A 24,393-nucleotide genomic window follows, 5' to 3' on the forward strand; every position below is an offset into this window, starting at 1 on the left:
TCAAACGTCGCATCATCGGTCCCGTCTCTGCTTGTGTCCTGGATTCATCGTCAAACCAGGACCCCGTGAAAAAGGGGACAGGATACTTTTTCCTTCTTGACGTATGTCAACCATATCGGATTCCCGCTTTCGCGGGAATGACGATCTAAGGCACAAACAAGCTTCTAATAGCCCATTAAGGCAATGAGGACCACGAGGATTAGTAGAATAGGGAAAAAGTAGGGCCACCCTTTTTGGTAGAGTTTTCTGAGCGCAATCATGGTGCTCTTTCCGGTTATTCCTGGGGTTTCATGGCTTCGATGAGGATTTGAGCCACCTCATACCGGGTGAATTCCACCGGGGGGATGATGCCGCTTCGGAGCATCTCCCGAACCTTGGTTCCCGATAATGAAACATGCTCATTTTTATCGTGGGGGCAGGTTTTGATGGAGGCCATGCCTTCGCAATGTTTGCAATAGAAGGTATGGTCGAAGAAAAGTGGGGTAATATCCAGTTCGCCTGGCTTAAATCGATCAAAAATATAATGGGCATCAAAGGTGCCGTAAAAGCTTCCCACACCGGCATGATCCCGGCCCACAATAAAGTGGGTGCAGCCGTAGTTTTTTCGGACCAGTGCATGAAAGATGGCTTCTCTTGGACCCGCATAACGCATAGCAGCTGGGAAAACGGATAAAATGCTCCGGTCTTTCGGATAGTAGTTTTCGAGCAGGACTTCATAGCATTTCATTCTTGTGTCTGCTGGAATGTCATCTCCCTTAGTGGCTCCAACAAGGGGGTGGACCAAAAGACCATCCACCACTTCCAAGGCACATTTTTGAATATATTCATGGGCTCGGTGTATGGGGTTTCGTGTCTGAAAACCCACTACACGGCGCCAGCCTTTTTCTTTAAAAATTCTCCGTGTCTGTGCGGGTTCTAAACGGAATTCCTGAAAATCGCTGTGCGAGGGTCTTTGAAGGAGTTGAATCGGTCCCCCCAGGAGGATTTCACCCATTTGATGAAGATAGGCTACCCCCGGATGATCGGTGCTGGTGGTTGCGTAAACCGCTTGGGCCTCTTTGGATCTTGCGTGAGGGAATTTTTCCTTCAGTTCCATAATTGCGATCGGTTTCCCGCCTTCATCGGTGAGGGCGATCTCTTCTCCCTCTTTGAGTAAGCCCGCCTGCTCCTTGTTAACGGAAAGGGTAATGGGAAGGGACCAGGGCAGGCCGTTGGACAGGTGCATGTCTTCAACCACTTCGGTGTAATCTTCTTCGGACATAAAACCCGTGAGAGGACTAAACCCGCCGATGGCAATCAGCTCAAGGTCGGACATTTCCCTGGTGTTCACGGGAATTTTCTTTAAACCGTTGGCTTTTGCCTCGGCCTCCTGACGTTCTTGTCCTTCGAGGAGTCGATTAATTAAGGTTCCACCATGGGGTTGAATCGGCAAGACACTCATTTCTTTTTCTCCATTTGAGGTTTACATGTGAGGGGTTAAAAAGAGAGGACCTGATCGGCTTCGCTCATTTCTTCCAGGAGAAAAGAGGTGAGACCTCTTGCTTCGTCAATTTCAGGAACCAGATCGTCCTGTTTGACGCCGCAAATGGCCATGGATGAGGTACAAACGGAGAATTTGACGTCTCCCTGAGATTTAACCTCTTTCATTAACCGTTGCAGATCATCCAGCTTGGCTTTTTGAAGGTTCTTCCTGATTTCAGTTTCGGTTTCTTTAAACACATCGGATAAAGGGACCTTTTTAATTTGGGACTGCTTGAGGCTGAAAACCGCCTCATCCCGGAAAAAAACACGAACGGAAATTTCAGAAACGGCGGCGGCCATGACCAGGGTGAAAACAGTCACCAGGCTGTTATGGGTTCCCCGAGTGACGATTATGGCCAGCTTATTCATTTTCTTCCTTGCCGCTCAATTTGGATTTTGACCAACCCTTCTTCCTCTACGGCTTTGAGAATGGGGTGGCCGAGTTTTTTCATCAAGGGTTCAATTTCCCGCTGCTGAAACACATTTCCAATGACCTCCAGCACTTCGCCGCGGTTCATATCATTCAAAGTGGTTCGGATGACCCCTAGACTCCGACAGTCCACGGGGTTAAAAAGTTCCCGGACATCTAATGTCTTGATCGGCTGGGTCATGTTCATTTTTTCAGAGGACCATGAATGCTTCGTGTTCATCGAGGAGCTGGATGGTGTCATCTTCCCTGATCACGGTGACGCCGGGAACCAAATCGGTGGACTTAAGTCCTCGGCTTTTCATGTCTTCTTCTACTACATGAACTTTTCCACCGTTCTGGACCATGAACTCGATCAATTTCCCAGGGGAGGTGTCGAAATCCTGAATATCCAAACCGGCAATCTTGGGTCCCTTGAGAACCTGATTTTTAGCCGCATAGGTGACCGCGGAATCCCGGAGAAGCACGTTGATTTCAACAGGGGTATCCGCAATGCCTAATCCCACCGCAAACAAGTGGGGATCGACGGGTTCAAAACTATGGTAGATCGGTTTTTCGAAAATTGCTAAAACTTTATTGGCCATGATTTACCCTCCTTCTAAATATATTAACCGGGAACATGGGCGTTTTGTCCCGATGTCCCCAGGCTCCTAGCGGTATGTTGGAATGGAGATGACCTTGTCCGCGGCCCGTACGAATTTCCACAGATCGCCTAAGGTTCCGATGATTGCTCCACCCATTTGATGCTTTTCCACTCCCCGTTCTTGTACGCAGAGAATGCACGAAACCCAGTCCATCTTGGCGCCGTGCAACCCGGCCCGCATCAGCATGTCAATGGAGCGGCTGATGTGTCCGTGTTTTTCTCCCAAAACTTTTTGAAGGGAGGAAGGTTCGTTATGGTCAATTTGGTCTTTGTTGGTCAGTGTAACGGCCTCTTCGAAAGCCCAAACGTTTACATCGACTCCTTTTTGAAGGAGTTTTTCAACCAGTCGGAGGACGGTTGTGGGGGCCTCTCTGAGGTATGAGCCGGTCGCAAGCATTATGGTTACGCGTTTTGCTTTTTGTGCTACAGCCATTTTTCGCCTCCTTAATTTAAAATAACTTTTTGGTCATTGGGGTTTTTTTCACCATCGGTTGGGGTGAAATGAGGAGATTAATTCCCTTTCCCTTGCAATGACTTCCAAATCTTAATACCAAATAACTTTGTCGCTGCCTTCAATGATGAGATCTGCCAGTTGATCCATATTGGCTTGGCTGATGCCATCACCCATATCTGAAATGCCCCGGGCTTTACAAGAAACATCCTCGGCGAAAACCTTGGCGCCTTGTTTGGTCAAATCGGTCAACCCTTTACCAAACTCGTTTCCTTTTCGGGCGGCCAGCACGCCGTTTTCAATCAAAAACAGGGTAACGTCATTTCCTTTCCCTTGGAGTTTTCCAGCTAGATTTTGAATGTAGCGTCCGCTGGAATACTCTTGCAAATCTCTGCTATCAACGATGAGATACCGTGCCACGTGATTTACCTCCTCTCTCAGTCCAAAAATTTCTGGATTTTAAATTTCCAAAAAACCAAAGTACCATGGGGGATTTTTTGGAATCAAGGTTTATTCTTCTGCTTTTTGAATCACCAACCGGTAGTGTTCTCCGATTTTCTCTTCCTCCAATATCTGGTGGCCATCGCTTAAGACACTCTTGGGAACATTTTCATAAGGTTCACCATCATCAATCACAATCTCTAAAATTTCCCCATTTTCCATCTCTTCTAATTTGAGCTTGGTTCGGACGTAGTTAAAGGGGCACCCAATGCCTTTCAAGTCTAGTTTTTCTTTAATGTTGAATTTGGGCGCCTGGGTTGTTGCCTGTTTGGAAACGGAGTCTTTTTCAATGACGATTCGGTAATGATGTTCATCTATTTTGGTCTGCTCCACAATGCGGTGCCCCTCATCTTTAACACTTCGGGGAACATTCTCAATGGGCTCCCCATCATCCAGGATGACCGCAAGGATATCGCCCGATTCCATTTCCTCGAGTTTCAGTTTTGTGCGAACAAAGTTAAAGGGGCAGGCTACACCCTTAAGATCCAACTCCTCGGTAATGCCAATTGAAGGGGCTGGTTGTTTTTCTTCCGGTTTTTTCCCTTCCTCGAGTGAGTGGCCCAATTCATTAAGGCTGCTCTGGCATTCTTCTACGAAACGCCTGGCTTCTCCCATTTGGGTTTTTACGGCCTCGGCTTTCATATCTCCCTGACTGAGGTGGCTGAGGCGGTTTACCAAATCGGTGAAGTAGGAAAACCCCCCACGTTTGGGAATGATCCGTTTTTCAAATTCCTCTTGGGTTTCAAGATCACTTAGGGGGTCGACCCCTTCCATGACCAAAAGTGCTTTTGAAGCCGTGAGAACCGCTTGATAGGATTTGGAGACCGCATCGGAGAGCTGGCCTTTTTCAAACATGAGGGTGGAATGTTCCAAACTCCGATTGGCTTCCTCCAGTCCGGATTGTAGCATTTCATCGGCTGAACCCGCACATTCCCCCGCCCCCATTCCCTCCAGATTGAATTCCGAATTGGATTCCCAATCGTAATAAAATTCCGGGCTTTCCTCAAAGGTGGGAACATGGGTATAAGGAGCAAGAACCTCTTTGATTTTATCCCGTCCTAAATGATCAACATAATCCGCAAAGGATTGATCTTGTGTTTTTTCACTTTGATAAAGTTTCACCAGGTGTTCTACGGCTTCAGGAATTTGCCTGGCGGGTAATTTCATCGTGGCCTTGGCAATACTGGCGCCTCCATCATTGTGGGTTCTAGCGCCTAAATGCATCTCATAGTGAGGGACCAACCGGCCGCTGACTTTTTTGCTGACACCATGGAACCCGATGGAGGCAACGTGGTGCTGGCCGCAGGAGTTTTGGCATCCGCTGATTTTAATCCCCATACCTTCCACATCAGCCAGTCCGTTGGCCTTCAAAGCGTCTGTTAAAGCGCGAGAGACCCCAATTGAAGAGGTGATTCCCAGGTTACAGGTGTCTGAACCCGGGCAGCAAGTTACATCTCCCAAACGCTGGGCTCCCCCATCGGCCAGAGATATTTTGAGTAGGGAAAGATATAGCGCTTTGAGGTCGGCTGCCCGGATCCATCTTAAAACAATATTTTGTTGAACAGTGGTTCGCACATGCCCGCCCGCAAAGTCTTTTGCAATAGTAGCCAGATCCTTAAATTGGGTGGCGGTCATATCCCCCAAGGGGAGATTGATGACAACGGTGACATACCCTTTCTGCTTTTGGGAAATGACATTGCTTTTCAGCCATTTTTCGTATACGGCACCGAAATGGCCGTTTTCCCGAATCTTGCGTGTACCGTTTAAAACCGGAAGAGACGGGATTTCGCTGTCCAATATGACCGGAAGGTCAAGAGAGGGTTTTCCCTTTTCAAGGATGGCATTGTATTCAATGTCGAAAAGTCTTCGAAATTCAGCCATTCCAATCCGTTCAATCAAAAATTTCATTCGGGCCCGGTTTCTGTTTTTCCGGTTTCCCCGTTGATTGAAGACACGAATCATTGCTTCACAGTAGGGGAGGAGATCTTCCATGGGAACAAATTCGCTGAGAAGCTTGGCCACTTTAGGAGAAGAGCCGAGTCCTCCTCCCACATAGAGTTTAAAACCTGGAATATCCCGGCCTCCTTCCTGGCGCTTTGTAGCGATCAGGCCGATATCATGAATATGGGTCAAAGCACAATCCGTGGGGCAACCGGAGAGGGCGATTTTAAATTTCCGGGGAAGACTTTGGCACACTGGATTTCTCAACAGAAAAGCAGAAATGGCTTGGGCATAGGGGGTGACATCAAAGATTTCCGATTGGCAGACCCCCGCAAAATGACAAGCGGTGACATTGCGAACCGTATTCCCGCAAGCTTCCCGTGTGGTTATTCCCACTTCGGCCAGGCCACGCATGACCATCGGTATTTGATCAAGGGGAACCCAGTGGAGCTGAATATCCTGTCTGGTGGTTACATGAGAGATCCCATCGGAGAATTCTTCACTGATTTCGGCGATGCGGACCATCTGCTCAGAACTCAATCCTCCGTACGGGATTTTGATCCTGACCATTTGGACGCCGGGTTGTCGCTGTCCGTAAATGCCATGCTGGAGGCGGAAAGCCTTGAAGTCCTCCTCAGGTATTTCACCTTTTTTCAGGCGTTGAATTTCCGCTTCAAAGCTGGCGATGTCTTTTGCCATTTCCGGGGAGATGGGGGTTCCCCCTTTTTTTTCCTTTATGGTCTTTTGTGTTTCCATTTTTTAACTCCTTATAGGGTGAAAGGAATTGGATCCGGGCATTGGGTATCCCATCCTTTCACATGATCTAAATGGAATAGTCCACCGCGGTGGTTCCCTCCACCTTTTCATCCAAAGCCACGGGAAGTAATTTCGTGGGAATGACAAATTCCTCTACCTTACCTTCATTGTCGATGGCTTCCCATGTGATCTTATCCCGTTTTCCGTTTATGTGGGGAATCAGCTTTGCTTTCTGGAATCCCAGTTGGTAGGAGAGCTTAAACTCAATGGCTTCTTCGGGACAGGCCTTTACACAGGGCAAGCAGTCCCAGCAATCCTCCTTATATTTTAAATAAGCCTTGTTGGTCCCCCGATCTTTGACGATCAGGTCGCCAGGGCACATGCGAACACAGGGGGGTTGTGCCGAGTTTCCACATCCATCACAAATTTCCGGGTTAACATATACGGGCATTTCCTACCTCCAAGTATTTTCCAAATCACTACCGGGGCGCGTAGCGGTCTCCGGGAACGAGTTGTTCATAGGGTCTAGTCAGCATTTCAATGACACCGGTTTTGGGGTCCCGACGGGAGTTGACAAATTTTAGCCAGTGCTTGTCATCCCGCTGGGGGAAATCCACGCGGGTTTGATAACCTGGCCACCGGGTTTCCTTCCGATAAATCAGATGTTCCACCAAAACCTGGGCCACATCAATTCGATCGATAATTTCATGTACTTTCATAAGTCCATGCAGGTCCTCAGTGGTGAGATATTGAACCTGCTCTGGAAGTTTTTGAAGCTGTTTTCTTGCCACCAGGAGTTTTTCCTCGTTCATTTCATAATAATTGGAAGACCCTCCAGCATACTCCTCCATGATTTTCTGAAGTCGGACTTCCATATCATAGGCCTTAATGCCATCTTTCATTTTGGTGTGATTCTGTATGGCCTGAAAAACCCGTTTTTCCTCTTGGTCCACCCCTTTTTCATCTAAATTCCCGTGAGAAATGGTCTGGACATAGGCCCCGGAGGCCCGAGCCGCAATTACACCCTCTGCCCAGCAACCGCTGACAAATTTATACGGAGCACCTCCCGACACATCTCCTGCGGCATAAAGTCCTTCAAGGGAGGTTTTACGATCTAAATCGACCCAATAGCCGGATTGTGTGTGTCCGCCCACAATATAGGGTTCCGTGGTCTGCACTTCAACGGGTTCTTTACTGGGATCGATATCATTGGCAAGCCAATATAGAACCATAGAGGGGTACATGTCCAAAAAGGCGGATTTCAATTGAGAGACCTGTTGGGGGTTTAGATGACGGGTGTCCAGATATACGGGTCCTCTCCCTTCCTTGATTTCCATAATGGGGCCATAAGCCCGATAGGGGGTAGGGGCTCCGTCTCCCCCTAACTCCTTGTATTTGGTGGCCATGAATCGTTCCCCTTTACCATTCACCTGGGGGGCGTTTGCCCCTAGGGCGATGGTTCCGGTGGGGGCGATGGTATCCTTTACCCGGAGGGAGACATACCGCATTTCAAAACTGGTCATTTCCGCCCCTGCCCGAATGCCCATGGCGTAACCAGCACCGGTATTATAAGGGGAATACCAAGTTTTATGCTGAGCGTCATGGGTGTTGTGGGGTTTATAGAGGCCAGACGCGCCTCCAGTTGCAATGATCGTGGCTTTGGATTTGACCACAAAGAAAGTGCCATTTCGAATGCTGAAACCGGTTGCCCCGATGACACGGTTTTCGTCCATTAAAAGATTGGTTACCACCACCCAGTTAAGGACCTTGGCCCCGGCGTTCCGGGCCGCCTTAGCAATGATGGGTTTGAGGGATTCCCCGTTGATTTTAATATTCCAGCGACCACGGGCTTTATAGTTTCCATCTTCATCACTTTGAATCGGCAATCCCCAGCTCTCGACCTTTTTAACCGAGTATTCGAACAATTCCGACATGCTTTTTACCAGATCTTCCCGAATGAGCCCGCAGGAATCAAACCGGACATATTTTACAAAGCTCTCCGGGGTTTCCCCTGGATTTAGATAGGCGTTGATAGCGTTCATTCCTCCCGCTAGACAACCGCTCCGATCAATATGGGCCTTTTCCATAATGGTGACCTGAAGGTTGGGAAATTTTTCCTTGGCTTCAACTGCTGCAAGGCAACCGGCGGTTCCCCCTCCGATAATGAGAATATCTGTTTCGATGTAATTTCGTTCCATACGGTATTCAACTCCCCATAAATTTTAGGTTAATCAGTCATCCCCAATCGATGTTAAAGAGGGGTTCGAACCTCCGGTTGCCTGAATATATTGAGTTTTGTGAAATACTGATGCAATAAATAAAAATCAATGATCACTACCATTAACAATACACTGTAGGCTAGGGGGCTCGTCAAGAGGCTTAAGTCGATAAAAACTCGTGAAAGACCAAATCCCACAAACCAAACATCGGCACTCATGCAAACCCGGCGAAAGGTTTCCGGATCCATCTGCCGGATTAAAAAAGCTCCAATCGGTATTCCGATGAGAACGCTAGGAATAATGTAGGGCAGCAATTGGATGCTTTCTGCACTATAAAGTCCAATTTGGTAATAGGTAATTGCCGTTAGACTAGAAAGGGAAATTCGAATCAGACCAATAGCGGCACGAAAATCCTGTTTAACCAAGCCTTGGTTGTTAAATTTTACCGCCAATAATGGGCCCGAAATGGTTGTAACCGAATAAAGAACACCAACACCTGCCCCAAAGGGAATCCCAAATTTCCAAATGGACCGAATTGGCTTGCGAATCCCTGCCGCCTGAAGAAGAATTAAAGGGAGAATGATGACGAAAGTGACCAATTTTAACCAACCTGGATTGATCCAAAAGAGGAGAAAGGTTCCTAGAATCACCCCGGGGGCAAGCCCCAATAAAACCGGAAGGACTTTTCTCCAAATATTGGGAATGCTACGCCAGTTGATTAAGACGACATATATATTAATAACCACTTCGATCAGGACCAGGCCGGGATTTAAGATACGGTTGGTGAAAAAAACCAAGGCCACCGGAACAGTTGTGGAGGAAAACCCATAACCCAGGGCTCCATTTACTGTGGCACCCACCAATGTAATGGTGATTAATACGATAAGGGCTAATTCAAGATCCATCTTTTTCTCAAGGTTATTCCCCGTACCCGCTAAATGTGATACATTAGGGCTTTTCTATCCTCAATTGTTTTCTTCCGATTGCAAAGGTCTTGAAGCGAGATGGAATCAAGGACTCCAATGATAGAATCCTTGACCTCTCCCCACACATCTTTTAGAACATCTTCTTCTCCATGGCCTCCCCGGGAATCTAAAGAATTTTCATTGGTGCGAGCCATTGGGGAAATGGGCCCTTCCACAGCCTGGATCAGGTCGGATAAACGGATTTCATCGGCGGGCTTGGAAAGCCGATAACCCCCTTGAGCTCCCCGGACACTTTCCACCAGTCCAGATTTTTTTAAAGAACTCATTACCTGTTCCAAAAATCGAACAGGAATTCCCTGTTGAAGGGCAATTTTTCTAACTTGTACAGGCCCCTGGTCTGTATGCAGAGCAATTTCTAAGGCCGCTAAAATTCCGTATTCACCTTTTATTGAAAATCTCATTTTTTAATTCCTACTATTCCGATAGGATTTATATGAAAATATAGCGAATTCTATTATCAAAGTCAAGCTTCTTCGGGGGAAAATACAACTTATTGAAAAATTTAAAGTTTTAAATTTTAGTACGGAGAATACCTTTAAAAGCGAAAAGGCAGGTTTTTTCTTCTTAATTATTCAGTAAATTGGGATTTTTATGCCTCTTAGGTTTTTAAATGGTGAGGAGTCAGCAGGAGTAAAAAGCGGACACCCACTTTTTTTAAAAAACTGACTTTATTTTTGGAAAGGGAACCCAGGGCCTCCCAGTCCTGTCCGGAGGAAACGTTCAAGGAGAGGTTCATGGTTTTTTTTAGGAGAGGGTGGTCCAATTTAGAACATTTTTTCTAATAAAATTAAATGTCAAAAAAAAAAAGGTTTTCTTTAAGTTTGAAAAGGATTTAACTCCATTTATCTCACTTTGACAAGAACTTGGTTGCCTTATATACTTTTTAATTATTACAAAGTACTTAACCCACCATCCTTCCTGTATGTAAGAAACGTGTCTGAATGTCTGAAGAGAGCGGAAAAAAGGTTGCGGAACCAGAGACCCTAGACCATCAGGAAAAAATTGACCCAGAAGAACTCAAGTCGGTCAAAGACCTTTTACAGGCTCTGACCAAAACGGCCAAAACCTTAAAAATATATCTCCCCAACAACCCTATTCATCAGAAACATCTCAAAGAACTCACCGAAAAGTTCTCGGCCCATTTAAATCAGTACCCTTCCCTGGCTTTGGAAATTCAACAGTTTAAACTCCTTTTCCACCAAGAAACGGTTTATGAGAATACTAACCGTCTAGAAAGTATTGCGTTTAAATTTTATATCGATGGTTTAATGGAGATAACCTTTCATGAAGGACTCGAGCCCGAAGAAATATTTAATTTGTTAGAAATCATGGGACAGGAGTTTGATTCTTCCAACCCCAACGATGATATGGTGACCCTTCTTTGGGAAAAGCATTTTACCCATATGAGTTATGCCATTGCAGAAGAGTTTTTGGAAGAAGATGCGATTATTCAATCCGAGCAAAAAATGGATGAGGATCCCAATCAAATCCGACAGCGCCAAGTCCTATTAAAAGAGGAAATTCAAAAGGCTTCCGAAGAATATGAAGCACAGAAATTAAAACGGCCTGAACGACCCTATTCTCAAGTGTTCCAATTAAACGAAGAGGAAATTGGAAGGGTTAAAAATTTGATGGAGATTGAGGAAAAAAGAGATCTTCGAATGGAAATGATCATTATCCTCGGTTCGATTTTACGGATTGAACAGGAAGATGAAGCTTTTGAGGAATGTATCGGGGCAACCCGCCGGGTCTTGGAAATCTTGATTGCCCAGACAGACTTTTACCATGCGGCCAAGGTTCTGGAAGTATTTCGGGAAGTTTTACAGGCATCCCCTAGTCCCTCTCCCCATCACCAATCGAATCTTCATCATGCATTGGAGTGGGCGGGAGGAACGGAAAACTTTAGAGAAATTGAAAAAATTTTAAGAATTGGAAATTTGGAAGACACAGAAAATTTCACGCTTTTTCTGAGTTTATTGCCCCAGAATGCCATTCCGGTTCTTGTGGAATTATTGGGTACCATTAATCAGATGAAAGTTCGCCGGTTGGTGTGCGAAGCCCTGGTGGTTTTGGGAAAAAACGATATTTCGGTTTTGGTAACGGGTCTTAGGGATTCAAGGTGGTTTGTGATCCGGAACCTGGTTTATATTTTGGGAAAAATAGGGGATCCAAAGGGATTGGAGCATTTCAAGCGGTTAAGCTGCCATCCGGAGCCTCGGGTCCGAAAAGAAGTCATCTCAGCCATTAGCGCCATGGGAAGAGAGCAGGTAGAAGGTATTTACCTGGCCTTTTTAAAGGATCCCGATCCTTTCATTCGTCAGCAGGTGGTTCGCTGGGCGGCTTCTTCTAGCTCCAAGGAGGGATTGAAAACACTTCAGCGGATGGTAGTGGAAAATGGCTTTCATGAAAAAGAACTCTCTGAAAAGCAGGAGATATTTGAATCCATTGGAAAGATTGGGGGGGACTCAGTGGTCCCGTTCCTTGAGGGGTTCTTGATCAAAAAAAGAAAGTTCTGGTTTTCCGACCACAAGCAGGATGAACTTAGCATTTGCGCCGCTGCTGTCCTCAAAAAAATCGGGGGAGAGGCTGCCTGGAACGCCTTAAAAGGGGGAGCGGACTCCAAAAATAAAACTACCCGTGAGGCGTGCAAAAAAGCCTTGGTAGGGTCCTCCCGTTCATAAACGGGGATTTCCTACTTCTTGAAAAGGATAAGTTGATGCCAGCAAAGACCGTACAAGATGATCAAACCTATCGGCTAGGAAAGGGGCTGATCAACCAGTTCAATATTTTGTTGAAAACCGCTCAAATCCATGATCCAAGGAATGTGGTCTGGGATCAGCCGATTACCAATTTCTTCAATACCTTGGATGATCTGTTCAAAATCGATTCCACTGTGAATATCAGCCTGGAGGCGGACTGCCTCTTTTTGGGCGATACCAAGCTTCGTATTGATATCGATGCCTTTGTGAGTTTTATGTCCGTGATTGAAGAGATGCGAAAGCGGAAAGTTGGAACGATTCAAATATCCAAGGGGATTTCCAAGGATCAATTGAAACAGTTTGTATACCTGTTTGCCAATACGGATGTTCGAACGGAAGATCCCTTTGAACCCCTGGAAAATAAGTTGAAGGGAGGGGGCGTTCCTGATATTCAGGTTGGGAAGCTTACCGAGAAAAAAGAAAAGAAAGATAACGAAGAGATCGTAAAAAATAAAAAAGAAATTGCGAAAAAAACGTATTACAAAACCATCTCGGTTGTCTCCGAGGTAATGGAAAATGTAAAACTTGGGCAGATGAATGTAAAAAAGGCGAAACGAGTGGTTCAGTCGATGGTGGATATGATTTTAAAGGAGGAAACCACCCTTTTAGGGTTAACGACCCTCCGGGGGCACGATGAATATACCCATAACCATTCGGTCAATGTTTGCATCCTTTCACTTTCTATGGGTCAGCGAATGGGCTACAATAAAAGGGCTCTAAGTGAATTAGGGATGGCTGCCCTCTTTCATGATATCGGAAAAGCTGAGATTCCCCTGGAAGTACTGAATAAACCCACTGATTTTGATGAGGAGGACTGGAAGATTATGCGGCGCCACCCTATTTTAGGGGTGGAACTACTGGTTAAAATGAAAGGACTTCATGAGTCGGCTCTATACGGTGCTATCGGTGCTTTTGAACACCATCTCAATTACGACCTTTCAGGGTATCCCCGCCTCCAAAATAAAAGAGATTTAACTTTATTGGGTAGAATTATTGGAATTGTGGATTGTTATGATGCATTGACGTCCTCCAGGGTTTACAACCGGGTTCCCTTTTCCCCTGAAAATGCCTTAAAATTCATGTTAAGCAAAACTGGAAAGGCCTTTGACCCCACTTTATTAAAACTCTTTGTGAATTGTGTTGGTTTTTATCCTATTGGAACGTTGGTGTTATTAAATTCCAAAGAAGTGGGGGTTGTACTGGCCAACCACATGAACCCCGACCATGCCGATCGGCCTAAAATTAAAATAGTAACCGATCCTCGGGGACAGGAAATTGATGGACCTGTTTTGGATTTGGCTGAAGATCTCGGCGCTCAACGGCATATCATCCAAACCATTGATTCCACAAAATATAAATTTGATGTAAGCCGATATTTTGTTTAAATCCCCCCCCGGTTTCCTCTTTTGGGGTCAGGGATGGGTGTTTTCAGAATTAAACCGAGGTGAGGCCATTCGTTGACAGTCCCCCCTCCCTGTGCTACGTTCGAAACGATTTTCAGGATTTAAATTTGGAGAAATAAATGGTTCTCAATCACGACTTTGATCACGGGACCCTCGATGACCATGTAATGCGGTTGATTGAAATGAGAGGGGGATCCCCCAATTCCGATCTCCTAAAAGAAATGATCCTCACCGTTTTAAAGTTTGCCGGGGATCAAGCAGATCGTGGGGATTTGAAAATTTTAAATTCTGCTTTGAAAGAGCTCCGGTATGCCTTCAAGGTTTTTAGGCCATTCCGAAAAATTCGGAAGGTCAGCGTCTTTGGGTCCGCCCGCGTGGGGGCTAATGATAAGGTGTTTCATCAGGCAAGGCTTTTTTCAGAGAAAATTACCGAATTGGGATTTATGGTAATTACCGGGGCCGGGGAAGGGATCATGAAAGCGGCCCAGGGGGGCGCGGGACGGGAAAAGAGTTTTGGTGTCAATATACGTCTGCCTTTTGAGCAGTATGCAAATGAGTACATTGAAAATGATCCCAAACTGGTTACTTTTAAATACTTTTTTACCCGTAAGCTCATTTTTATTAAAGAGACCGATGGGGTGGTTCTTTTCCCCGGCGGTTTTGGGACCCACGATGAAGCCTTTGAAGCATTGACGCTCATTCAAACCGGCAAGAGCAATCTTCTCCCCGTCGTGTTTCTGGATGAACCGGGAGGGATTTTCTGGAAAGAGGGGGGAGAATATATCCGGGAGCATCTCTTAAACCGGGGGTTAATATCAGAGGAAGATATGGCTCTCTTTAAAGTGACCGACAGTGTGGATGAAGCCGTGGATGAGGTGGTTCATTTCTACCGCAATTATCATTCATCTCGGTTTGTTCAGTCCCAATTGGTGCTAAGGCTACATTACCCTGTCAACGATGAACTCCTGGAACGGCTTAATATTGAGTTTAAAGATATCCTTAATGAAGGAAAGATTTCCCGAAGTTCTCCTTTTCCCGAAGAAATTAATGAAGAAAATCTGTCCAAGCTTAACCGCTTGGCTTTTACTTTTAATCGGAAAGATTTTGGCCGGTTAAGGCAGATGATCGATCTTCTCAATCAAAGTATTCCGGAATAAAACCAGCCTTCCGAAAAAGTGGTTTACCCCTTTCTTTAATAATTCCCGGTTCCTTTCTCCTCCTAACAGAGTCCTTTACTTTTTTTTGTGTTCAGGTATGTTATTCCCGTGAATTCAAACTCTTATCTTTTTTGGATTTTGCCCTTTCTTTTCTTTGGTGCAGCATTTCTTTATTCCTCGGTGGGGCATGGGGGTGCTTCGGCTTACTTGGCCATTCTGGTCCTGGCAGGTTTTCCCTATTCTGAAATCGCCCCCCTTGTTTTGATGTTTAATTTGATTGTTTCTAGCGGAGGATTTTACCACTTTTGGAGAGGAGGCCATTTTTCCGGAAAACTCCTATTTCCTTTTGTCCTAACCTCTATTCCTGCGGCTTTTTGGGGCGGTTCCCTGGAGGTTTCCTCGCAGTTGCTATCCTGGGTTTTATTTCTCACCTTGTTTTTAGCTGGGTTACGATTCCTCCTTCTTCGAAAGACCATTCAACCCGTAGCCCATTTGAATTCGACCACCCTATACCTGTTGGGACTTCCCATGGGATTTGTTCTTGGGGGAGTCGCGGGAATGGTTGGAGTGGGGGGAGGCATTTTTTTAAGTCCCCTTATCCTTTTTTTAGGGTGGGCGGATGCAAAAAAGACGGCCGCGGTTTCGGCGGGGTTCATCTTGCTGAATTCAACCAGCGGTTTGGTTGCCCGGCTTTTGGGAGGGATACCGGATTTTGCTCTTTTGATCCCCCTCGGGGCTGCGGTTTTCATAGGAGGACAAATTGGGTCCAATCTAGGAGCCACCCGCTTTCCAGCTAAAATGATTCAGCAGTTATTGGGGATTGTTTTATTTTTGGCTTCTCTCAAGGTTCTTCCTGATTTAATTCAATAGTGAATGTGGGAAGTGAGCCTTTTTGTGTGTCCTCTACCTTATTGGTCGGATTTTTCCAGACCCAGTTTTAAACGAAACCATGTTCCCAGTGCAATGGTTACCTTTTGGAAGGAGGAGAGGCGAAAGGTGTGATGGAAAACATTGTATTCGTTTTCCTCAATCTTTAACAAAAGCCGATAATAAATAGCACCCATAATTTCGGAGGCAATCAAGGAGGGTCGGTCTTCGAGGGGAATTGATTCTTTGGCCTTTTGGTAAAAACCCTTTGCCCGTTGGCCTTCAAATCGCATTAAAGCTTGAAATTCAGGATTGAATTTTTCCTCTAGGAGGCTTTTTTCATTATACTTAAACTTTTCCATATCCTCTTGTGGAAGATAGATCCTCCCAAGCCCAGAATCCACTTTCACATCTCTAAGAATATTGGTTAATTGAAAAGCCAATCCCTGATGAATTGCATGTTCCCGGACAATGGGATTCTGATAGCCAAAAATTTCAATGCATATGAGTCCCACAACGGAGGCAACCCTGTAGCAGTATTCATATAAATCTGTAAAGGTTTCATACCGATGCTGGGTCAGGTCCATTTCTACCCCTCGGAGGAGCTCTAAAAAATAGTCTTTAGGAATTTTAAATTCCCTGATGGTTTCCTGAAGTTGCCTGGAAATTGGATGGGCGGGGTGGCCTGAATAACATAGGTCTACTTCCTGAAACCAAAAAGCTAGCTTTTCTTTTGCCTGTGATGGGGAGGGTGCCTCATCTATAACATTGTCCGCTAAACGGCAAAAGGCATAAACCCTTGTAATGGCTTCCCGTTTTTTTTTAGGTAGGAAGAAAAAGGAGTAAGTGAAACTGCTCCCACTGGATTGAGTAATCTGTTCTGAAGGGTTTCCCTGGTCTGTTTTGGGTCTTTTGGCCATACAAAAAGCCTTTAAAACATTTCCACTCAAGGTGGGTTGGTTGTACTCAGAGGAAATGAGGGTAGGTAATTTTTTCTCATTTTACCTTCAGATTGAAGCAAAAACTTTCACTTAATACACGTTGTTCTTTACTGGTGTGTCTTGATAACATAATAATGATTTGACTGTCAACAAAAGGGAGTCTCTATGTTTCTTAAAAAAAAATTGCCCTTTGGGTGATCGGCTGATTGTGGGGACCCTCTCCAAATTATTTATTACCTCATGGGCTGCGGTTCGTTTTACAGAATTTGTGGATTAATTGAACCTGCATCACAAATATTCCCAATGTTTATGCTATAATGCCCAGAAAGAAATGTGGAAGGCATTGGTGGATGAGGTTAAACAATTCCGGGAAGTAAACCCTACCCTTGGTATTATCTTCTTCCACCCTGTACATTGAGAGAGATGGCGGGCTTTCGTCCCATTTGCTCTAAGAGAGAGTCTTCTGCGCCGTAAAAGGTTGCCCTATGGAACAGAGAAATTATCATTGTTTGGTTTAACCTCCACCACAGTTTGTTAAAAAAATGTTAGATCCACTTCCTTATTGTGAAAATCCGTTTGGTTACGTTCGAAGAAAAACCCGGGTGGTTCAGGTGGGGGATGTGGGTATTGGGGGTGATCATCCCATTCGGGTGCAATCTATGACCATTACCGATACCCGGGATACACAGGCAACGGTTTTTCAAATCAAAGAACTGGTGGAAGTAGGCTGTGAGATTGTCCGGGTGACCGTTCCCTCTTTAGTGGAAGCAGAAAATCTTAAAGAGATTAAAGCGCTGCTTCGTCGGGAAGGGTTTAAAGTTCCCTTGGTGGCAGATATTCACTTTACCCCCAATGCGGCATTGAAGGCTGTGGAATTCGTTGAAAAGGTACGGATCAATCCCGGAAACTTTGCCGACCGGAAGCGGTTTGAGCAGAGAGAATACACCGACCGTGAATATGAGCAGGAGCTTGAGCGTTTGGAAAACCAGTTCAAGCCCCTTGTGTTGAAAGCAAAGACTTACGGGGTGGCCCTCCGGATCGGGACCAACCACGGATCCCTTTCCGACCGTATTATGAATCGATTTGGGGATACTCCTGAAGGAATGGTTGAGTCTGCCCTTGAATTTGTTCGGATTTGTGAACGCCACCATTTTGATCAAATTGTTCTGTCCATGAAGTCTTCCAATCCGCTGGTGATGATTCAAACCTACCGTCTTTTGGCGGCACGGATGGCCCAGGAAAATATGGATTACCCCTTCCATCTTGGGGTGACCGAAGCTGGGGATGGGGAAGATGGTCGAGTGAAATCTGCCATTGGCATCGGATCCTTACTGGAGGATGGTATTGGAGATACCATCAGGGTTTCTTTAACCGAGGATCCCGTGGCTGAGGTCCCTGTGGGGTTTCAATTGGTGCAAAAATTTAATGCCCGAATTAAACCCAGTGTCGAAGGGGGTTTCCCTTCGACAAAATTAGAAAAGGAAAACGAAAAATACGGTTTTATTCAGGATGTTCGAAATCCCTTCTTTTATTGCCGAAGAGCCTCGAGAAAGATTTCGGTTTTGGGTGTACCCATAGGGGAGGGTTCTCCCATCCCAGTAGAACTTCCGGTCCAGTCGGGGTTATCTAGCCCGGACCAGCTTTTAAAAGAGATCATTCACCTGAGCAATCCTTGGGACCCTGAAGCCCTCAAAGCAGATATCATAGAAATTCCACTTGGTTTTAATTCGGAGGTGGAGGCTCTTAACACGCTTAAACAGAAACTGGATTTAAGACGAATTTACCTGCCATTGGCCTGCCGTGTGGACAGCCGCCTAACCCACCTGGAAAGGGCTTTTCCAGGAGTGCATAAATTAAATTTTGTGCTGGATGGTACTCTTTCCAAAGATCAATGGGAGGCATCGCTGCGTTCAACGATTCGGATGGCCAAAACCTTTCAAGTTCCCATCCAATGGGAAGTGGGTGAAGGGTCGGTTCCCGGGTTCCTTTCCCAAGGAGATAGAAAAGAGCTGTTGGGAATGGTGGCCACCTTTGAGAGATTGGCTTTTCTTTGTGAGGAGGAGGGCTTCCCTGATTTTCTATTTGCCTTGAATTGGCTGGATTTTATCGGGGCCCAACGTTTTTTGGTGGGCTTTTTAGCCGAAAAAAAAATGGATGTTCCCCTCACCCTACGGTATGTTTCCAATGTAAAAAGTGAAGCCTTGCTGCTGGATGGATCGGTCCAAATCGGGTCTTTGCTTTCAGACGGGATTGGGGATTTGATCACTCTGGGCGGGGGAGAGAAATCTTCCGATGCCTTGCGGTTCAGTTTCAACCTCCTTCAAGCCACTCGACTCAGACTGTCAAAAACAGATTTTATTTCTTGTCCTTCTTGTGGCCGGACGCTCTTTAACCTTCAAACCACTACCGAACGCATTAAAACCAAAATGTCACACCTTAAGGGGGTAAAGATTGCCATTATGGGGTGCATTGTGAATGGACCGGGGGAAATGGCTGATGCGGATTTTGGTTATATCGGATCTGGGCCCCAAAAAGTAGATCTTTATGTCGGAAAAGACCGTGTCAGAAAAAATGTTCCGGAGGAGAGGGCGGATGAAACACTCATTGAGTTAATTAAAGCCCAGGGAAAATGGGTTGATCCGGGATAGATAAAAAAGTGTAGGTTTAAAAAGACCGTCCTGGAGCCTTTTTCAAAAACGAATTAGATGAAAATGATGGAATTCAGGAAAGGAATTATATGAGTACCGTTCCTACACCAAAAACCCCTATGCCTGTGGAAATCGAACGCCTACCCGATCAAAGAATCCGGATAAAATGGACTGACGGTCATGAAGGCTTTTACCCCTCATTTTATTTGCGGAACCACTGCCGTTGTGCGGCTTGCGTGGATGAGTGGAGCGGGAAAAGATTAATCCAAGAAGGAAGTATCCCGGAAGATGTTAAACCTTTAAAAATCGAGGGGATCGGACGCTATGCCATTAAAGTGGAATGGAGTGATGGGCACAGTACAGGATTGTTTTCCTTTGACCTATTAAGAGCAATTTGCCCATGTGGAGCTTGCGGGGGAAAAGATTTTCATGGGGATCCTGGGGAAAGCCTTTTTCCTCATGAGGGATAGAGGGTATAAAAGGAAATGACTGGCTTTAGTTGTGGATCAATAGTTTTCTATTACGAGTCACCGTGGGTTTGGGTCTTAGGCCTCGGTTCCCGATAATCATATCGTCCAGAATTTCTCCACAAGTGAAGCAATGATAGGCATAGAAAAAAATTTGGCCTGTATCATCCTTAAGGTCTTCTAGCCGATCTTTAAACATGATCCCGGCACAGCGCGGGCATTTCATAGTGTTCCTCCTTATTTTTAAATTTCTTGGGTAAAACCAACCCCTTTTATCAACAATGACACTGTAACCAAAAAATAAGGTTGACACAATCCATCCTAAGGCCCATTTTTCTTAAAATTATGCCCTAGACTTATTTTTCGGATTAGGCCCTTGGACCCAGTTTCCATTAGGCCTTTGTGTAGAAATCTTTCCTTAAATCAGCATATTTCGCAGCGAGGCGTTGACAGAAGGTAAGCGGATTGCTATGATTTCCCAGGTTTTTTTCTTTTCTACCACAGTCTATTTTTCCGGAGAATAAAAATATGCAACGAACGGCGGTTGCCCTCATGTCGGGGGGACTGGATAGTACGCTGGCGGCAAAATTAATGTTGGATCAGGGAATTCGTGTGGAGGGACTTTTTCTCTCCAGTGCTTGGGGGTGTGATTCGGAGGTTCGGAAGGTGTGTGATGAGTTAAATATCCCCTTAACCATCGTGGATAAAGGAGAGGCTTATTTAGACCTGGTCCGCAACCCCAAGTATGGGTACGGGAAAAATATGAACCCTTGTATTGATTGTAGGATTTACATGTTTGAATTGGCCAAAAAAGTATTGTTGGAAAAACAAGCGGATTTTATTGTTACCGGAGAAGTTCTTGGGCAACGTCCCATGTCTCAGCGAAGAGAAGCGATGGTCAAGATTGATAAAGAAAGTGAAATGGGAGGGCTCATTCTCAGACCCCTTTCCGCAAGGCATTTAGCTCCCACCCTTCCCGAGGAGAAAGGATGGGTGGATCGGGAAAAACTCTTGGGTGTGATGGGACGGTCCAGACAACCGCAACTCCAATTGGCGGGGCGTATGGCATTGAAGGAATATGGTTCTCCTGCAGGGGGGTGTCTATTAACCGATGCCGAATTTTCCCTAAAACTCCGGGACTTTTTTGCCCACAACCCGGACGTTTCTATGAATGAAGCAAAGCTGCTTCGATACGGGAGACATTTTCGGGTCAGCGAAAAGGTCAAAGTAATCTTAGGAAGAAACAGAGAAGAAAATGAGGCATTGGCAGAATTGGCAGATCATACCATGACCCTTTTTCAACCTCTTGGGTTTCCAGGACCGGTTGCACTGATTACCGGGCCTGTTGATTCTTCTCAGCATGAGTTGGTGGCAAGCATGGTGCTTCGTTACAGTAAGAAGGCGGGCAGGGGGCCTTATCAATTTTCTTACCGAAAAGGAAATGGGGAAGGGAATTTGGCCCTTGAGAAACCGTTAGAAGGGCCTTTCCCCCTTCAAATTCACTTGAGCAGCGAACTTTTAAGCATCCAGGGATGATACTTGAACATTTAGCAGTTGGGCTTTTTCAATGTAACTGCCTGATCCTGGGTTGTGAAACCACCCATGATGCTATTGTGGTGGATCCGGGTGACGAGGCGGACCGTATTCTGGAGATTTTAGGCCACCGTGGACTAAAACTCAAAGCCATTCTTCATACCCATGCCCATCTGGACCACGTAGGAGCAACTCACCAACTTCAATCCATAACCGGTGCTTCTGTGGCCCTTCATGGTGAGGACCTTTTTCTTCACTCTAATCTAAAAATGCAAGCTGAATTTTTGGGCCTTCCGGTTCCCACCCCTGCCCGAATTGATCACTTTTTAAAAGATAAGGAGGAAGTCAAGGTGGGAGACCTTCAAACGCAAATTCTGCATACACCGGGACATACCCCCGGTTCAATCTGTTTCCATTTTCCAGGGGAAAGGGAAATCCTTTTAACAGGAGATACCCTTTTTGCTGGGAGCATCGGGCGTACAGACCTCTGGGGGGGATCCTACGATGATATCCTCAACTCCGTTCGCCAATTAATGGAATTTAAGGATGAGACCGAGGTTTTCCCAGGCCATGGCCCAGTTACCACCATTGCCCAGGAGCGTAATTCCAACCCTTTCGTTCAGGAATTGTTCTAAAAGAATGGATTGAGTTCTCCATTTTGGTTTTTCCCCATACCTTTCCCCAAGAAATCCCCAATATCTGTGTCCAGTGAACCCGTGCTGTCCTTTTAGAGAAAATTATTATCCACTCTTTCCCTAAAGGCTCCCTTGCATGGTTTTCCTAAGCCCTTTGGGGAATTTAATCGGTTTTCTAAGAAAATTGATTTTTATTGATATTTCAAGGTGTTTGCACTAGGAATCCTTCCTCCTTGGTAATTGGTTTGGAGTTCCCAGAGGGTACAAAACTTGCAAAGTCAGACTATGGTCATTCCACTCCAAAAAAGAAGAAAAATTAAATATGGTTTTTGGCAAACATTATCGTTCCGTCTTAAAACCGCTTTTTCTAACAACCTCCCTCCTCACAATCCTATTCCTTTATCCTGAAATAGCCTTCAGTCAAACCGTAAATATTGTCCCTACAGGGAAAGTAACACCCTTAGATGATTCAAGTGACGATATTGCCGATATCCAGGCTGATGATGCTGGTGGGGCTCCGGTTGGTAGAGAAAGTTTAGGTGATGGGCAATATACCCTTCGCAGAACTAAGGTTATGGCGGTTACAAACTTTGATGTGTCATCCATTCCGGGTGGTTCAACAATTACAGATGCTGTATTGCATCTACAATATGGAACAGAAGCGGGCAATTTCACCGCCACAAATTCTGTGAGATATGATAACGGAGGAGGATTGTTCAACACCTCCATTCAACCGGTAAATACCAACGGGGTATGGAGTCCTGCGGGTCCAACATTAGACGAACAATTTAATCTTTTTGCAGTTGGCGTTGATACCCTTACCGAACTTCAAAATCTTGTATTGGAATACACCAATAATGGAGGCGGGGGAAGTAAGGGGTTAAGTTTTGATTACCTTTATATTGAGGTGATTTATAGCCTCCCCAATCAAGCCCCAGATGGCGTCATTGATACGCCGGTTGGCAATGTAACGATTACCGAAGGGGAAAGTGTCAACTTCACAGGGACCGGAACGGATCCGGATAATAATCTGCCGTTAACATTCTTGTGGGATTTCAATGGGGGAGCCACCAATTCCACGGCAGAAGATTCTGGTGCTGTGACGTTCAGCACCGCGGGGGTCCACACGGTAACCTTCACGGTAACGGATAGTTTAGGTCTAGCCGATCCGACACCGGATACACGAACGATTACGGTGAATGCCAATCAAGCCCCCAATGGCGTCATTGATACTCCCGCAACCAATGTCACCATAAACGTGGGCCAGAGTGTCAGCTTTACCGGAACGGGCACGGATCCGGATAATCACACACCCTTTAGCTTCCTGTGGGATTTCAATGGTGGCGCGACCAATTCCACGGCAGAGGATCCAGGGGCGGTGACGTTCAGCACCGCGGGGGTCTACACGGTGACCTTCACGGTAACGGACAGTTTGGGACTTTCAGATCCTACGCCGGATACTCGGACGATTACGGTGAATGCGAACCAAGCCCCCAACGGCGTTATCGATACTCCGGCAACCAATGTGACCATCAACGTGGGTCAGAGTGTTAGTTTTACGGGAACCGGTACCGACCCAGATAATAATCTACCGTTAACGTTCCTATGGGATTTTGGAGGCGGAGCGACTAATTCTACAGCAGAAGATCCGGGGGTTGTGATCTTCAATACGCCTGGTATCTATAATGTTACCTTTACGGTGACGGATAGTTTAGGGCTGGCTGATGGTACACCGGATACACGAACCATCACGGTGAATGCCAATCAAGCGCCTAATGGTGTTATTGATACCCCCTTGGGGAACGTCACCATTAATGAGGGTCAGAGTGTCAGCTTTACTGGGACTGGGACGGATCCGGACAATAATCTTCCATTAACGTTCCTTTGGAACTTTGGAGGTGGAGCAACCAATTCCACGGCAGAGGATCCTGGTGCTGTGACGTTCAGCACCGCGGGTGTGTACACGGTGACCTTCACCGTAACGGACAGTTTAGGGTTAGCCGATCCAACACCGGATACACGGACGATTACGGTGAATGCTCCTCCAAACGGTGTGATCAACACCCCGGCGGGAAATGTAACGATTACCGAAGGGGAAGCGGTTACCTTTACGGGAACGGGAAGCGATCCGGATAATAACCTGCCTTTAACATTTCTTTGGAATTTCAACGGTGGCGCGACCAATTCTACAGCGGAAGATCCGGGAACAACAACATTTAATACGCCTGGAATTTATACAGTCACCTTCACGGTGACGGATAGTCTTGGTCTAGCCGATCCGATACCGGATACACGAACGGTTACGGTGAATGCGAACCAAGCCCCCAACGGCGTCATCGACACGCCATTAAGTAATGTGACGATTACGGAGGGTCAGAGTGTGAGCTTTACCGGAAACGGAACGGATCCGGATAATAACTTACCTTTAACCTTCCTTTGGGATTTCAATGGGGGAGCCACCAATTCCACTGTAGAGGATCCGGGAGCCGTAACGTTCAATACCGCGGGGGTCTACACGGTGACCTTCACGGTAACGGA

The 24,393-nt window shown here is 46.0% G+C and carries 22 protein-coding genes; 9 read left to right on the forward strand and 13 right to left on the reverse strand.

What is annotated here, in order from left to right; genetic code table 11:
- Window positions 1–274 precede the first annotated feature (274 nt).
- From sat to VGB26_01285, 11 genes are all read right to left on the reverse strand, one after another.
- Complete coding sequence (gene sat / locus VGB26_01235) at window positions 275–1,441, reverse strand: sulfate adenylyltransferase (GenBank protein ID HEX9756404.1); 1,167 nt, start codon at window positions 1,439–1,441, stop codon at window positions 275–277.
- Window positions 1,442–1,476: 35 nt separating this feature from the next.
- Entirely contained in the window at window positions 1,477–1,890 is a 414-nt protein-coding gene (locus VGB26_01240) for a DsrE family protein (GenBank protein HEX9756405.1), read from the reverse strand.
- The gene (locus tag VGB26_01245; protein ID HEX9756406.1) at window positions 1,887–2,132 is read right to left on the reverse strand and encodes a hypothetical protein; all 246 of its coding nucleotides are present in this window, start codon (window positions 2,130–2,132) and stop codon (window positions 1,887–1,889) included. Before VGB26_01245 ends, VGB26_01240 begins: the two co-directional genes overlap by 4 nt.
- A 10-nt stretch (window positions 2,133–2,142) precedes the next feature.
- A complete protein-coding gene (locus VGB26_01250) occupies window positions 2,143–2,532 on the reverse strand; it encodes a DsrE family protein (GenBank protein HEX9756407.1) in 390 nt (129 codons plus the stop codon).
- Between the two features lie 66 nt (window positions 2,533–2,598).
- Window positions 2,599–3,024, reverse strand: a complete 426-nt coding sequence (locus tag VGB26_01255) for a DsrE family protein (protein HEX9756408.1) — start codon at window positions 3,022–3,024, stop codon at window positions 2,599–2,601.
- Between the two features lie 111 nt (window positions 3,025–3,135).
- The gene (locus VGB26_01260) at window positions 3,136–3,462 is read right to left on the reverse strand and encodes a DsrH/TusB family sulfur metabolism protein (protein HEX9756409.1); all 327 of its coding nucleotides are present in this window, start codon (window positions 3,460–3,462) and stop codon (window positions 3,136–3,138) included.
- 90 nt (window positions 3,463–3,552) lie between these two features.
- Window positions 3,553–6,240: a sulfurtransferase TusA family protein gene (locus VGB26_01265; GenBank protein HEX9756410.1), complete on the reverse strand. Its 2,688-nt coding sequence runs from the start codon at window positions 6,238–6,240 to the stop codon at window positions 3,553–3,555.
- Between the two features lie 67 nt (window positions 6,241–6,307).
- The gene (locus tag VGB26_01270; protein HEX9756411.1) at window positions 6,308–6,691 is read right to left on the reverse strand and encodes a 4Fe-4S dicluster domain-containing protein; all 384 of its coding nucleotides are present in this window, start codon (window positions 6,689–6,691) and stop codon (window positions 6,308–6,310) included.
- 28 nt (window positions 6,692–6,719) lie between these two features.
- The gene (locus VGB26_01275; protein ID HEX9756412.1) at window positions 6,720–8,438 is read right to left on the reverse strand and encodes an adenylyl-sulfate reductase subunit alpha; all 1,719 of its coding nucleotides are present in this window, start codon (window positions 8,436–8,438) and stop codon (window positions 6,720–6,722) included.
- A 53-nt stretch (window positions 8,439–8,491) separates the two neighbouring features.
- Window positions 8,492–9,364 carry a sulfite exporter TauE/SafE family protein gene (locus VGB26_01280; protein HEX9756413.1) on the reverse strand — a complete coding sequence of 291 codons (873 nt, stop codon included), beginning with the start codon at window positions 9,362–9,364 and terminating at the stop codon, window positions 8,492–8,494.
- Between the two features lie 29 nt (window positions 9,365–9,393).
- Entirely contained in the window at window positions 9,394–9,846 is a 453-nt protein-coding gene (locus tag VGB26_01285; protein ID HEX9756414.1) for an Rrf2 family transcriptional regulator, read from the reverse strand.
- A 540-nt stretch (window positions 9,847–10,386) separates the two neighbouring features.
- Between VGB26_01285 and VGB26_01290 the strand changes: the two genes are divergently transcribed.
- The 4 genes from VGB26_01290 to VGB26_01305 all read left to right on the forward strand — a co-directional run bounded on the left by VGB26_01290 (window position 10,387) and on the right by VGB26_01305 (window position 15,634).
- Window positions 10,387–12,126 carry a HEAT repeat domain-containing protein gene (locus tag VGB26_01290; protein HEX9756415.1) on the forward strand — a complete coding sequence of 580 codons (1,740 nt, stop codon included), beginning with the start codon at window positions 10,387–10,389 and terminating at the stop codon, window positions 12,124–12,126.
- 35 nt (window positions 12,127–12,161) lie between these two features.
- Window positions 12,162–13,589, forward strand: a complete 1,428-nt coding sequence (locus VGB26_01295; protein HEX9756416.1) for an HD-GYP domain-containing protein — start codon at window positions 12,162–12,164, stop codon at window positions 13,587–13,589.
- A 137-nt stretch (window positions 13,590–13,726) separates the two neighbouring features.
- Window positions 13,727–14,764 (forward strand): TIGR00730 family Rossman fold protein, encoded by a 1,038-nt coding sequence (locus VGB26_01300; GenBank protein ID HEX9756417.1) that lies wholly within the window; start codon window positions 13,727–13,729, stop codon window positions 14,762–14,764.
- 108 nt (window positions 14,765–14,872) lie between these two features.
- On the forward strand, window positions 14,873–15,634 hold the full coding sequence (locus tag VGB26_01305) for a sulfite exporter TauE/SafE family protein (protein HEX9756418.1): 762 nt from the start codon (window positions 14,873–14,875) through the stop codon (window positions 15,632–15,634).
- Between the two features lie 38 nt (window positions 15,635–15,672).
- Here VGB26_01305 and hpnD read toward each other — a convergent pair whose 3' ends face one another.
- Window positions 15,673–16,551 (reverse strand): presqualene diphosphate synthase HpnD, encoded by an 879-nt coding sequence (hpnD, locus tag VGB26_01310; protein ID HEX9756419.1) that lies wholly within the window; start codon window positions 16,549–16,551, stop codon window positions 15,673–15,675.
- Window positions 16,552–17,114: 563 nt separating this feature from the next.
- Here hpnD and ispG point away from each other — a divergent pair.
- A complete protein-coding gene (ispG, locus tag VGB26_01315) occupies window positions 17,115–19,220 on the forward strand; it encodes a (E)-4-hydroxy-3-methylbut-2-enyl-diphosphate synthase (GenBank protein ID HEX9756420.1) in 2,106 nt (701 codons plus the stop codon).
- An 89-nt stretch (window positions 19,221–19,309) separates the two neighbouring features.
- Window positions 19,310–19,690 carry a gamma-butyrobetaine hydroxylase-like domain-containing protein gene (locus tag VGB26_01320; GenBank protein ID HEX9756421.1) on the forward strand — a complete coding sequence of 127 codons (381 nt, stop codon included), beginning with the start codon at window positions 19,310–19,312 and terminating at the stop codon, window positions 19,688–19,690.
- Window positions 19,691–19,715: 25 nt separating this feature from the next.
- Here the strand turns inward: VGB26_01320 and VGB26_01325 are convergent, their stop codons facing one another.
- A complete protein-coding gene (locus tag VGB26_01325) occupies window positions 19,716–19,913 on the reverse strand; it encodes a hypothetical protein (GenBank protein ID HEX9756422.1) in 198 nt (65 codons plus the stop codon).
- Between the two features lie 302 nt (window positions 19,914–20,215).
- Between VGB26_01325 and VGB26_01330 the strand changes: the two genes are divergently transcribed.
- From VGB26_01330 to VGB26_01340, 3 genes are all read left to right on the forward strand, one after another.
- A complete protein-coding gene (locus VGB26_01330; protein HEX9756423.1) occupies window positions 20,216–21,223 on the forward strand; it encodes a hypothetical protein in 1,008 nt (335 codons plus the stop codon).
- Window positions 21,220–21,855: an MBL fold metallo-hydrolase gene (locus VGB26_01335; GenBank protein HEX9756424.1), complete on the forward strand. Its 636-nt coding sequence runs from the start codon at window positions 21,220–21,222 to the stop codon at window positions 21,853–21,855. The genes VGB26_01330 and VGB26_01335 overlap by 4 nt, the downstream gene beginning before the upstream one ends.
- A 322-nt stretch (window positions 21,856–22,177) precedes the next feature.
- A partial coding sequence (locus VGB26_01340; GenBank protein ID HEX9756425.1) for a PKD domain-containing protein occupies window positions 22,178–24,393 on the forward strand: 2,216 nt, incomplete at its 3' end.

Source organism: Nitrospiria bacterium, assembly GCA_036397255.1.
In the GTDB taxonomy this organism is placed as follows: Bacteria; Nitrospirota; Nitrospiria; order DASWJH01; family DASWJH01; genus DASWJH01.